This window comes from Candidatus Acididesulfobacter guangdongensis, from assembly GCA_004195045.1.
GTDB classification, from domain to species: domain Bacteria; phylum SZUA-79; class SZUA-79; order Acidulodesulfobacterales; family Acidulodesulfobacteraceae; genus Acididesulfobacter; species Acididesulfobacter guangdongensis.
On the sequence record SGBC01000004.1, the window covers coordinates 78,793 to 91,320 of the forward strand.

The following is a 12,528-nucleotide window of genomic DNA, read 5'->3' on the forward strand; positions in this document are numbered from 1 at the left end:
TAAGTTATGACATTGTGATAAAATTGTACCGACTGTTGCGCTATAATTAATTTTATTTTATTAATAAACTAAGATTGCGTCTATTGTAACATAATTTAATGCTTTAAATTAAAATTGCATTGATTATACCATAATTCGATGCTTTAGCTTAAATAGATTAAATTGTTTATTGCATAATATAACTTAAATATACATTATAAGTTATAAATATAAAAAATATAAATAAAATATAAATATCGCACCTGCTTTCAGATATAACTTAAATAAAATAATAAAATAAAAATAATTAAAAAAGGAAAAATTATTATGAAGCTGATACACACCGCTATAAAAACCGTAAATTTAGACAAATCTTTAGCCTTCTATACCGATATATTAAATATGCATATTAAAGAAAAAAAATATATTGAAGCGCATAAAGTAACGCTGGTTTTTTTACAAGATGATGCATCAAATTTTGAAATAGAACTTATTTTTGAAGCAGATGCTGAAAATGAAAAAACAGAAAATGTAAATTATGGGCACACAAATGGCGCCGATTGCAGTTTTGCCCATTTTGCTTTTATGACAGATAATATAGACAGAGATTTTATCGCCATGAAAGAAAAAGGAGCCGTATTTATGCGCGAACCATTTTATTCGCTTGATAAAAGTATGAAATTAGCATTTATTAAAGATCCTGACGATAATACGATAGAATTGATACAATATTTTAAATTATAAAAATAAAAATGACTTTCATTTTTTTATTTTTTATTTCTATACCTGAGTGCCGCGATTGACGCTATTGTATTTAACTTTGACTATTGTATCAAGTCCGCCCCTTGATTCAAATTTTGCTTCAATTTCCATATATTGAGGTTTCAATAAGTCAGTCAAATCATTTAATATTCGGTTTACGGCATGCTCCTGAAGTATTCCGATGTTCCGAAAAGACAGCAGATAATATTTTAACGACTTCATTTCAACGAGACTGTCATTCGGAATATATTTTATATTAAGTTCTGCCGTATCAGGAAGTCCGCTCCAGGGACAGACTGAAGTAAATTCTTTTGTTCCGATATTCACTTCTGTTCCGCTTTGAGGATAATCGAAAGGGATTGTTTCTAAAACTTTTACGTCTATACCGGCTTCAGTTTTAATATCAAATCTTTTTTCTTTGTATTTGTTATCGTCATAGTGATTGTACTGCTCATATAAATCAGACATAATATTATAATCTCCTTAAAATAAAATGACCGGAAAATAAAATAGCCGGCAGGCATTATTTATTAGACAACAGGGTGTTAACGCATCAGCTAAGTAAGGCAGCAGACGTATAATCAATTATTTATTATAATTTATTGATTGTAATTATTATATCTCGTGCATATAATTCGTTTTTTTTGTTTGATAATATGCAATTTTTCATTTAAGATATGTATATGATATATATCAAACAAAAAGAAAAACAAACAAACAAATCATTATTATATTGCGAGATAATCAATAATCAAATAATCAGTAATAAATAATATAGCATAAAAAAATCAGTTTTAAAATTATTAAATTATTTAATAAATTAAATATTAAACTAAAGATAAATATAATTATAAAATAAATACGTAAAATATATAATGTCAACTGATAATAGCCGACCGATAGGTATTTTTGATTCCGGATTGGGCGGTCTGACCGTATTCAAAGAAATACGGCAATTGCTTAGATATGAAAATCTTATATATTTCGGTGATACGGCAAGAGTACCTTACGGAAACAAATCGAAAGAAACAATTTTAAGATATTCCAAAGAAATAACAAAATTTTTACTAAAAAATGATGTAAAACTTATTGTCGTTGCCTGCAATACCGTATCAAGTTTAGCTCTTGATGAATTAAAAAAAGAATTCGGCATACCTATTTTTGGCGTGATAGAGCCGGGCGCCAGATGCGCTTATAAAAAATTAATTGAAAGAAGCCGCAGTGAGAATAAAGGAACTGCAACTGAAAAAAAAATCTTAAGCGATGCAGCAGCCGATTTGTCCGATACGGCAACTATAGCAGTTATCGGAACATCTGCAACAATAGGGAGCAAGGCTTATTCCAACGCAATAAACAGATTAAATAATTATAATAACGGCGAAGGCGCAAACATAAATGTTAAGATAATAGAAAAAGCCTGTCCTTTATTAGTCCCGCTTGTAGAAGAAGGTTGGATTAATTCCGATATTACACGCGATGTAATAAAATATTATTTGCAGCCTGTAATTGAAAGCAATCCGTTTTCTATCGTTCTTGGTTGCACCCATTATCCGATGTTAAAAAAAATTATCTCAGAAATTGCGGATAACAGCACAGAAATTATTGATTCAGGAAAAGAAGTCGCTATAGAAGTAAAAAATTTTTTACTTAGAAATAAAATGTTAAATGGCAAGGCTGATAGACCTTATGAAAAATATTATGTCAGCGACGATCCTGAAAAATTTAAATTGCTGGGAAGCAATTTTATCGGCAGCAATATAACGGAGCATATCGAAGTTGTAATTGATTTTCTTTAAATAACATTTTATATAATAACATTTAATATTTAATATAATTTACATGAAAAAATTAAAAAAATAAATGAAAAAAGGCATACATTAAAAAAGGTTCAAAAACTATGATAAAAAATTTTAGAAAAGAATTGCAAAAAAGATTAATTATGTCCGATGGCGCATTGGGCACTGTTTTACAGCTTCAAGGTCTTCTGCCTAAAGGTTTATTGCCTGAAAGTTTTAATATAACCGATAAAATTGAGCATATTATAGCTGTTCATAAAAGCTATGCGGAGGCTGGAAGCGAAATATTAGTGGCAAACACTTTTGGGGCAAATAGAATAAAACTCGCAGAATACGGTCTGGAAAACAAATTATATGAAATTAATTATAATGCCGTAAAAGCAGCGCAAAAAGCCTCCGAAGGCAAATGTCTTATAGCTATGTCTTTAGCTCCTACCGGAAAATTTATTTATCCGGTCGGTGAATTAACATTCAAGGAAAGCGTTGAATTATATAAAGAACAGATAAAAGCCGGTCTCGATGCCGATGTTGATTTATTTCAGCTTGAAACTATGATAGATCTGCAGGAGGTCAGAGCGGCAATAATAGCCGTTAAAGAATTAAGCGACAAACCGGTAATAGCGATGATGACATTTGATAATACATACAGAACTATTCTTGGCACCACCCCCGAAGTTTTCGCCGTTACCGCCGACAGTCTGGGTGTCGATGTTATCGGAGCAAATTGTTCCGTCGGACCAGAAGATATTTATGAAATTTTAAAAAAAATGGCTGCCGTTACCGATATTCCTCTCATTTCTAAGCCTAATGCAGGCATACCTTCTTTAATAAACGGAAAAACCATATTTCCAGGCAAGCCGGATGATTTTTCCAAAATAATAGAAGAACTTGCATTAATAGGAGTCAGGGTTGTATCAGCCTGCTGCGGTAGCAATAGCTCGTTTATCAGAGCTATGTCGGACGAAGTAAAGATAATAAACAGCGGCGGATTACCCGAAAAAGGTATAAAAAGAGAACCGGGGCTTTTTGTAACTTCCAGAACATCAGTTATAGGATTAGGCTCTAATCATCCGCCTGTCATGATAGGGGAAAGAATAAATCCTACGGGAAAAAAAGATTTTATAGAAGAGTTAAAAAACGGCAAAACTAATTATATTAGAAAAACTGCTAAAATTCAAATCGATGACGGCGCATCCATGCTTGATATTAATGTCGGCGTTCCCGGTACTGACGAAATTGAACTGATGAAAAAAGCAATCTTGGCTGCTTCTAATGTTGTGCAGAGCCCCTTAGTTATAGATTCTTCCAATCCTGATGCCGTAGAAGAGGCTCTCATGCTATATCCTGGTAAAGCATTGATTAATTCTATAAGCGGCGAAGAAAAAAAGTTAACTAAATTAATGCCTCTTATTAAAAAATACGGCGCTGCCGTTATAGTTCTTGCTTTAGACGACGGCGGCATTCCCGAAACATCGGATGAGAGAATCAAAACTGCGTATAAAGTTTATTACAAACTAACGGATTTTGGCATTAAATCGTATGATGTTATGATCGATTTTTTAACCCTTCCGATAAGCGCCGGACAAGATAAGGCGCTGATAACATTAGACGCGATTAAAAAAAATAAAACTATTCTGAATCTTCCTACCGTTCTGGGCGTCAGTAATATATCTTTCGGTTTGCCGAAAAGAACCCATATTAATGCAGCTTTTTTAACGATGTGTTTTTCGGAAGGATTGAGCGCCGCTATAGTAAATCCAGAAGACGAACTGCTAACAGGCAGTTTTTATGCGGTAAAAGTTTTAATAGCCAAAGATTATCTTGCAAAGGCTTATATAAATCATTTTTCGGAAAAAGCAAACAGTTATAATAACGAAAAAAATTTAAACACGTCAGAAAAATCTAAAAATGCAGATGATAAAAGCAATATCTTAAGTCCGGGCGAAAAATTGTACAGCGCTGTTTTAAACGGAGAAAAAGAAGGCGTTGTTTCTATTGTGGAAAATTTGCTGTCCGAGGGTATAGCACCTTTAGAAATAGGCAATAAATATTTAATACCTGCACTTGAAGAAGTTGGAAAGCTTTTTGATAAAAATATATATTTTTTGCCGCAGGTTATGGAAAGCGCAGAGGTTATGAAGATTGCTTTTGCCAGAATTAAGAGAGATTTGCCGAAAAACATAAACGATGCTGAAACCGTAAAAATTTTAATGGCGACCGTTGAAGGAGATGTTCACGATATCGGCAAAAATATTGTCGCAACGCTTTTAGAAAATAACGGTTTTGAGGTTATCGACCTTGGCAGAAATGTAAAGACCGAAAAAATAGTTGAAGAGGCAATAAAAAACAAAGTCGATTTTGTAGGGCTATCGGCTTTGATGACGACTACCGTCGGTGAAATGGAAAATGTTATAAAAGAATTGAAAAAAAACGGTATAAATGTTTTTTCAATGGTCGGCGGAGCCGTAGTAAACGAAGATTATGCAAAGTCTATAAATGCTGATATTTATGCAAAAAATGCTATGGAAGCTGTTGAAAAAATTAAACAATTAATAAATAAAAAATGACAATTTCACAAGGGCTGTAAAATTTTTTAAAGGAAATTTGATTATTGAAACCTGAATATCTAACAAAATAGAAAGGTTAATCAAATTGCACAATTTTTAATCAGCAGGTAAGTTGTTAAAATATTAGAGTAATTCTTAAGTTATTGAAATTATTATGTATTTAAATATAAAAAATAAAATTGAAATCATTCTGTATAAATTTTTTAAACTGATTTTAGTTGCAGTTTTCAAAAGAAACGGGGATGTATTACCGATTTATTTGCTAAAAAAATTAGATAAAAATTTAATTGATAATTTTGCAAGAGATATAAATGCTATAAATATTCCGGTAATATTTGTCACAGGAACTAACGGAAAAACTACAACCGCCAATTTAATAGCTTCAGGTTTAAATAAAGCCGGTATGAAAGTTTGTTCAAACATCAACGGAGCAAATATGACAAACGGCATTTTCGGGTCTATTATTGAGCGATATTCATTTAATGGCAAATTTAATGCGGATATTATGGTAATTGAAACAGACGAGAAGGTTTTTCCATATATTATTTCAAAAATAAATCCGGATCTTGTAGTAATTACTAATTTTTATAGAGACCAGTTAGACAGATACGGAGAAGTAAATACTACAATGCTCAGTATTAAAAAATCAATACAGTCTTTAAAAACTTATCCTGTTTTAATTTTGCCTTCCAATGAACCTCTCGCGTCTTTTGTGGGATTTAATACTAAAAATAAAAAGTTTTATTTTAACGTTAAATCAGAGAAAAAAGAATTTAATAATGATTACAACAACAATAATAATGACAATAACAACGGTAAAAGCAATAATGACAAATTAAATACATTAAATGCTTTAGGTAGCGATTTAGATGACCATAACTTATGTAAACGCGAAAAAGAAAATAGCAATATCGCTTTAACCGATGCAATCTCCTGCCCTCAATGCGGAAATATATTGTCCGCTTATTTTAACGTTCATTATACTATGATAAATTATTGCTGTAATTATTGCGGATATAAAAACGCTGCTGCTGATGTAGAGGCAGAATCGTCCGGCGATGATTATATAACTTTTAATTTTAAAAATATGGAAGAATTTAATTCTAAGGTAAAAAGCAAAGGATTCTATTTTAAGCCTTCAATACAGGGTTATTATAACATATTAAACTATATGGCAGCCTTTCTGGTGCTAAAATTTTATTGCATAGACGACGAGATAATAAAAAAAACATTTGAAAATTATTCCACAAAATTTGGCAGGTCTTTTAAGAAAATAGTTCAAGGAATAGAGTGCAGCATAGATTTAGTAAAAAATCCATCAGGATTCAACAATGTATTAGAAAAGATATTTGAAAAAGATGATTGCATTAATGCTTTATTTGCTTTTTCCGACAGAGATGCGGACGGCAGGGATATTTCATGGATTTGGGACGTAAATTTTGAAAAATATATTAATAAATTTAATAATATTGCAATTACGGGGCTTAGACCGTACGATATGGCTATAAGGCTTAAAACTGCCGGAATAGATATAAAGAAAATAAAAGTAAATCATAATGTTAAAAAAGCGTTTAACGGAATTATAAATGACAGATATAATTACGGCAATGCCGTAGACGGCAGCTATAACTGCTGTAATTACAGCAATAATAAAAAAAAATTAAATAAACTCTATATATTTTCAACTTATACAGAACTTTCAAATTTAGAAAAAATTATTGTATAATTAAATTGCCGTTATAACGATACTGTCGCCGAATAATGTAATTTTTCGTTGCCCATTTTTAATTTTAGTGATAAACTTTTCGTTATAAGCCGCTTTGGTTATAATTCGCTTTGATTATATGTGCAGCCTGTATTTGTTTAACATTTTTGCTGCGCAATAATTTTAAATGTTGCTGCGCTATCGCTTTTTTAACGTCGTATTTTGTTAAACGTCTTTACTATAGAATATCCTTAGTGTGTTCTTTAAATTTTTAACGGTAATAATAATTTAAGGCTATATATAAATATCATGAATCCATACTATTATATGATTTTTGCCGTTATCTTTTCATCGTTTGGCCAGCTTTTGCAAAAAATAGGCTCGGGTAAAGTAAAAGAGGAACATTTAAAAATAGGTTTTAAATCTGTCCTTATATTTTTTAATCCCTTTATTTTCAGTGCGCTGGTCATCCTTTTTTTCGCCACATTATTTTATCTTCTGGCATTATCCAAACTTCCGCTGTCTATTGCATACCCGCTCTTATCAAGCGGTTATATTTTTGTGCTGTTGCTTTCAAAATTTTTTTTGAAAGAAAAAGTTGGAATCAGAAGATGGCTTGGGGTTTTTGTTATTATTACGGGGATATGCGTTGTTTTTTTTTCAGGCAGGTAAAATAAATAATAAAATAATAAAAGAGTTGCAGACACTAAAGCAATAAAAAAAATATAAAATAAAAATAAATGATACTTGTATAGAATAGGTTGTATAATCATATTTATTTAAAAAATAATTTAATTTAAATATTTACAATTCGGAAGATAATTTTAATGAACGTGTTATCGTCAAAATCTTTTATTGTTTCCATAAAAAAAATGAATGAAGCAGACTTATTAATAGTCTATGTTACCGAAGATTATGGAAAAATCGTCTGTTTTGCCAATAATGCAAGAAAAAGCAAAAAGAGGTTTCTTGGAAAACTTGAACCCGCTATGCTGACAAGTATAAAATTTTATGAAAAAGCGGGAATGTCGCTGGCAATACTTTATGAAGTAGATTCTGTCGAAGAATATAAAAATATCAGAAAAAATATAAATGCCTACATGTCTATATCAAAACTTCTGGAAATTACAAAAGCGCTTGTTCCTGAAAAAGACAAAAATATAATGATTTTTAATTTGCTAAGGGACGTATATATTAGTTTGAATGACGCGGTCGGAAACGATTGCACGGAAGATATCATCTTAAAGCATGAGCTTTATTTTATTTCTAATTTTTTAAAGTATATCGGCATATTTCCCAATTTTACGACATGCACATTATGTTCGCAGAAAAATGCAGATAATTATTTTACTTTCAGCATAGCAAAAGGCGGAGCAGTCTGCGGCAATTGCGCCAAAACGGTAAAAACAATAAATTTGCCTGTAAGCGCCGTAAAAATTATTAATCTCATGGCAAATTCCAGTACTTCGATAATTTCAAAATTAAATGCCAAAGACTATGTCCTGAGAGACTGCATTAACTTTTTAGAAAATATTTTATCCTCTTATGCAGGAAATTCATTTAAATCTTTCAATCTTAATAAAAAATATTAATTTAAATTAGTTTATAAATTATGGATAGCTTAAACAAATATTTAAGAAAATTTCCGAAAATTCAATTAATTTTGCAGGATGAAGGTGTCAAAAAATTAATAGACAAATATTCTTATAATGCCGTAAAAGATAAATTAGAAGAAATATTGTCAGAAGAAAAAGAGAAAATAAAAATAAAAATAAATTTTAAAGATGATGCAGTACTTGAAGACAATATTTTTAAAATAGAGCGCTTCGCATTTTTGCTGAATGATTATTTTAATAACTTTTCATTCAGTCTTAAAAGGGTTATTAACGGAACGGGCGTAGTTGTTCATACCAATCTTGGCAGGTCTATCTTGCCGAAAGCGGCAGTTGAAAATGTGTTTAAAATATCTTCTTCATATTCAAATCTTGAATTCAATCTTGAAGAAGGAATGAGGGGTAAAAGATATTCCCATGTGGAAACATTGCTTAACAGAATTTTAAACTGTGAAGCGGCTATTGTAGTTAATAATAATGCTGCTGCCGTGTTTATGGCGTTAAATACTTTTGCCGCAGGAATCAAAAAAGAAGTTATAGTTTCGAGAGGCGAGCTTGTTGAAATAGGCGGTTCGTTTAGAATTCCGGATATAATGAAAGCGTCAGGAGCGCAGCTTATCGAAGTCGGAACTACAAATAAAACTAAAATTAATGATTACGAATCAGAAATAAACGAAAATACGGCGCTGCTGCTTAAAGTTCATCACAGCAATTTTAAAATGACGGGATTTGTTCACGAGGTAAATTCTAAAGAGCTTGTAGAAACAGGAGAAAAATACAATATTCCTGTTATGGAAGATCTCGGTTCAGGAAGTTTTATCAAATTTGAAAAATTCGGTCTTCCAAAAGAGCCTACCGCTCAGGAAGTTATTAACGCAGGGATTGATATAGTAACATTCAGCGGAGACAAACTTCTTGGCGGACCGCAGGCAGGTATTATTGCAGGCAAAAAAGAGTATGTTGATTTAATTGCAAAAAACCCGTTAAACAGGGCTTTCAGGATTGACAAAATGACTCTGGCGGCGCTTGAAGCAGTCTTGTTTGAATATTTAGATATAAATAACGCTATCAAGAACATTCCGACCCTCCGCCTGCTTTCACAAAATATTTTAGAAATAAAAAAAAGAGGGTTAAAACTTTTAAATAAGGTTAAAAAGCTTGAAAGCACCTATAAAATCATGTATACTTTTAACATTATAGAAGATTTCAGTATTGTAGGAGGCGGAGCAATGCCTGATTACGAAATGAAAACATATTGCCTGTCCGTTACTCATAAATTTTTTGCGGCGGAAAAATTAAGCGAAATATTCAGAGGTTTACAAATACCTGTTGTCGGTAAAATCAAAGACGGTAAATTCCTGATCGATTTAAGGACTGTTTTAGATGACGATATAAACGATATAATCGGAAATTTCATAAAAGTTTCTCAGATGTCAAATTAATTAAATAGAAAAATAAAAAGACATATTTGAACGACGCTTACTTATATATTAATATTATATATATAAAATAATTTAATATTGTGGTATTATAATAATATCATCGCTTTTAATTTATAATATAATATGCGGGTTTGCTTATGCTATCTTCCAGTGTATTAGTTCTAAATAAATCCTTTTTGCCGGTTCACGTAACTTCTCTTAAGAGGGCTTTTATACTTTTATATCAAGGAGCTGCTAAGGCTGTTGATGAAAATTACCGCACATTCACTTTTGATTCATGGAAAGATATTTCTGTTACAGACGGCGCTCAATCAGTAGGTCTCGTGGATAGGTTCATTAGAGTGCCGAGGGTAATTCTTCTTACAGGGTATGATAAAGTACCTAAAAGATATATTAAATTTTCGAGAGCAAATATATTTTTCAGGGATAAAAATAAATGCCAGTACTGCGGAAAAGAATTTAAAAAAAACGATTTAAATTTAGACCATGTAATTCCCAGAACGTACGGCGGAATATCTTCATGGGAAAATGTCGTATGCAGCTGCATTAAATGCAATAGAATTAAGGGCGGCAGAACGCCGGAAGAAGCGGGAATGAATTTAATACGGAAGCCTAGAAAACCGGAATGGTCTCCTTATTATCATATATCTTTGACAAATATATTATATAAAGAATGGATGCCGTTTCTTAATATTGTTGATAGCGCCTACTGGCACGTAGAACTTGAAGAGTAAATTATAAAAATATATAAAAACATATGGATTTTATATTGCGTTATTTTGAAAGAATAGGACTGTTTGTTTTATATATAATAAATGAATTAGGTTCTCTAATTATATATTTGTGGAACTGCACTCTGTCTATTCTCCGGTATTCCGTGAATCTCGACAACCTTTTTGACCAGATGTCTTTTATAGGAATAGGTTCATTTTATATTGTCGGATTGACGGGTCTTTTTACGGGCATGGTTTTAGCTCTTCAGTCATATTACGCAGCTAGGATTGTGGGCGTAACTTACATGATTGGTCCCACTATTGCCCTTGCAATGACCAGAGAGTTAGGACCTGTCTTAACCGCATTAATGATTACGGCCAGATGCGGGTCATCCATGGCTTCGGAAATAGGCACTATGAAAATTTCGGAACAGGTAGATGCCCTTGAGGTAATGGCGGTAGACCCTTTTTATTTTCTTTCAGTTCCGAGGATCATCGCTTCTATGATAATGCTTCCTATAATGTCTATCGTAACCTCGCTTATAGGAATATTTGGAGGATACGTAGTTTATAAATTTTTTCTTGGATTAAACGGCACGGTATTTGTCGATATGATATACAAATATATTAATCTCAGCGATATTTATAACGGTTTAATAAAGGCAGTTTTTTTTGGAATTATACTTGCTACTATAAGTACTTTCAAAGGTTTTGAAGCATCCGGGGGTTCTAAAGGCGTAGGGAGAGTGACGACGCAGGCGGTTGTACTGAGTTCAATTTATATTCTTTTTGCTGATTACATACTGACTTCAATATTATTTTAATATTGTTTTTAGATTATAGACCTCAATTATATATGATATTTATTATACGATATATATTATAAAATTATTTATATGATTTATATAATTCATTAAATTAAATTAAATTAAATTAACTTAAATTAAGTAAAATAAAATAAAGTTAAGTTAAAACTAAACTAAACTAAATTAAATTAATAAATGAATTAATGTCGGAATTCTATTGTATTTTGGATTTATGTAAATGATAATTCTTGAGAATATAAATAAATCTTTTAAAAACGTTAAGGTTCTGAATAATCTCAATATAAGTTTTGAAGATAAGAAAATTACCGTTGTAATAGGCAGAAGCGGGGAAGGCAAAAGTGTTATGCTGAAGCATATAGTAGGGCTCTTAAGACCTGATTCAGGCAGAGTTCTATTCAACGATATTGATCTAAATACCATAAATAAGAAAGAGCTGAATGAATTAAGAAAAAAATTTGGAATGGTATTTCAGGACGGAGCATTGTTTGATTCAATTAATATTTTTGAAAATGTAGCATTTCCTTTAAGGCAGCATCTGAAATTATCCGAAGGAGATATTATAAAAAAAGTGATGTCCGGTTTAAATGATGTCGGTTTAAGCGGGATTGAATCAAAAATGCCGGCAGAATTGTCCGGCGGTATGAGAAAAAGGGTGGCAGTCGCAAGAGCCATGATATTAGAGCCCGAAACAGTTCTTTTTGACGAACCTACTACCGGACTTGACCCTATAATGTCGGATGTAATAAATAATCTCATAATTTCAACGCAGAAACACTTTAAATATACAGGCATTATTATAAGTCATGATATCGAAGGAGCTTATAAAACAGCTGATACTATTGCAATGTTATATGAAGGTGCTATAATTGAAAAAGGTGATGCCGAAAAATTTAAGACATCGGATAATCCGGTTGTAAGACAATTTGTAACAGGAAGCATGAATGGTCCGATAGTTATATGATTTGCATCGTTATATGTTCTTATATGCAGCATATTATTTTAAGCAAAAATTGAGTATGTTTGTATTAAGTTTCAGTATATACGATGTAATTTTGTTTAGTTTATAGCAAAATGTGTCAAAAATAACCGATATCGAATAAATTGAATCTTTTTTTTATTATTTT

At 31.5% G+C, this 12,528-nt stretch carries 11 protein-coding genes; 10 read left to right on the plus strand and 1 reads right to left on the minus strand.

Annotated elements, in window-relative coordinates:
- The first annotated feature begins 306 nt into the window (after positions 1-306).
- Positions 307-723, plus strand: coding sequence for a hypothetical protein (locus tag EVJ46_08920; protein RZD15646.1), 417 nt, complete (start codon positions 307-309; stop codon positions 721-723).
- A 36-nt stretch (positions 724-759) separates the two neighbouring features.
- Here EVJ46_08920 and queF read toward each other — a convergent pair whose 3' ends face one another.
- Positions 760-1,209, minus strand: coding sequence for an NADPH-dependent 7-cyano-7-deazaguanine reductase QueF (gene queF / locus EVJ46_08925; GenBank protein RZD15647.1), 450 nt, complete (start codon positions 1,207-1,209; stop codon positions 760-762).
- A gap of 407 nt (positions 1,210-1,616) precedes the next feature.
- On the opposite strand from queF, the gene EVJ46_08930 reads away from it, so the two are divergent.
- The 9 genes from EVJ46_08930 (at position 1,617) to EVJ46_08970 (ending at position 12,365) form a co-directional block, all read left to right on the plus strand.
- Complete coding sequence (locus EVJ46_08930; protein RZD15648.1) at positions 1,617-2,537, plus strand: glutamate racemase; 921 nt, start codon at positions 1,617-1,619, stop codon at positions 2,535-2,537.
- Positions 2,538-2,638: 101 nt separating this feature from the next.
- Positions 2,639-5,104, plus strand: a complete 2,466-nt coding sequence (locus EVJ46_08935) for a 5-methyltetrahydrofolate--homocysteine methyltransferase (protein ID RZD15649.1) — start codon at positions 2,639-2,641, stop codon at positions 5,102-5,104.
- 154 nt (positions 5,105-5,258) lie between these two features.
- Entirely contained in the window at positions 5,259-6,830 is a 1,572-nt protein-coding gene (locus EVJ46_08940) for a DUF1727 domain-containing protein (GenBank protein RZD15650.1), read from the plus strand.
- A gap of 288 nt (positions 6,831-7,118) precedes the next feature.
- Complete coding sequence (locus EVJ46_08945; GenBank protein RZD15651.1) at positions 7,119-7,481, plus strand: hypothetical protein; 363 nt, start codon at positions 7,119-7,121, stop codon at positions 7,479-7,481.
- A 155-nt stretch (positions 7,482-7,636) separates the two neighbouring features.
- Entirely contained in the window at positions 7,637-8,401 is a 765-nt protein-coding gene (recO, locus tag EVJ46_08950) for a DNA repair protein RecO (GenBank protein RZD15652.1), read from the plus strand.
- A 20-nt stretch (positions 8,402-8,421) separates the two neighbouring features.
- Positions 8,422-9,864 carry an L-seryl-tRNA(Sec) selenium transferase gene (locus EVJ46_08955; GenBank protein ID RZD15653.1) on the plus strand — a complete coding sequence of 481 codons (1,443 nt, stop codon included), beginning with the start codon at positions 8,422-8,424 and terminating at the stop codon, positions 9,862-9,864.
- Between the two features lie 137 nt (positions 9,865-10,001).
- Entirely contained in the window at positions 10,002-10,598 is a 597-nt protein-coding gene (locus EVJ46_08960; GenBank protein RZD15654.1) for an HNH endonuclease, read from the plus strand.
- Positions 10,599-10,621: 23 nt separating this feature from the next.
- Entirely contained in the window at positions 10,622-11,401 is a 780-nt protein-coding gene (locus tag EVJ46_08965; GenBank protein ID RZD15655.1) for an ABC transporter permease, read from the plus strand.
- A gap of 220 nt (positions 11,402-11,621) precedes the next feature.
- Positions 11,622-12,365 (plus strand): ATP-binding cassette domain-containing protein, encoded by a 744-nt coding sequence (locus EVJ46_08970; protein ID RZD15656.1) that lies wholly within the window; start codon positions 11,622-11,624, stop codon positions 12,363-12,365.
- The last annotated feature ends 163 nt before the right edge of the window (positions 12,366-12,528 follow it).

Coding starts and splice junctions, on each gene's coding strand:
- EVJ46_08920 (RZD15646.1), top strand. CDS start 307: ATGAAGCTGATACACACCGCTATAAAAACCGTAAATTTAGACAAATCT.
- queF (RZD15647.1), bottom strand. CDS start 1,209: ATGTCTGATTTATATGAGCAGTACAATCACTATGACGATAACAAATAC.
- EVJ46_08930 (RZD15648.1), top strand. CDS start 1,617: ATGTCAACTGATAATAGCCGACCGATAGGTATTTTTGATTCCGGATTG.
- EVJ46_08935 (RZD15649.1), top strand. CDS start 2,639: ATGATAAAAAATTTTAGAAAAGAATTGCAAAAAAGATTAATTATGTCC.
- EVJ46_08940 (RZD15650.1), top strand. CDS start 5,259: ATGTATTTAAATATAAAAAATAAAATTGAAATCATTCTGTATAAATTT.
- EVJ46_08945 (RZD15651.1), top strand. CDS start 7,119: ATGAATCCATACTATTATATGATTTTTGCCGTTATCTTTTCATCGTTT.
- recO (RZD15652.1), top strand. CDS start 7,637: ATGAACGTGTTATCGTCAAAATCTTTTATTGTTTCCATAAAAAAAATG.
- EVJ46_08955 (RZD15653.1), top strand. CDS start 8,422: ATGGATAGCTTAAACAAATATTTAAGAAAATTTCCGAAAATTCAATTA.
- EVJ46_08960 (RZD15654.1), top strand. CDS start 10,002: ATGCTATCTTCCAGTGTATTAGTTCTAAATAAATCCTTTTTGCCGGTT.
- EVJ46_08965 (RZD15655.1), top strand. CDS start 10,622: ATGGATTTTATATTGCGTTATTTTGAAAGAATAGGACTGTTTGTTTTA.
- EVJ46_08970 (RZD15656.1), top strand. CDS start 11,622: ATGATAATTCTTGAGAATATAAATAAATCTTTTAAAAACGTTAAGGTT.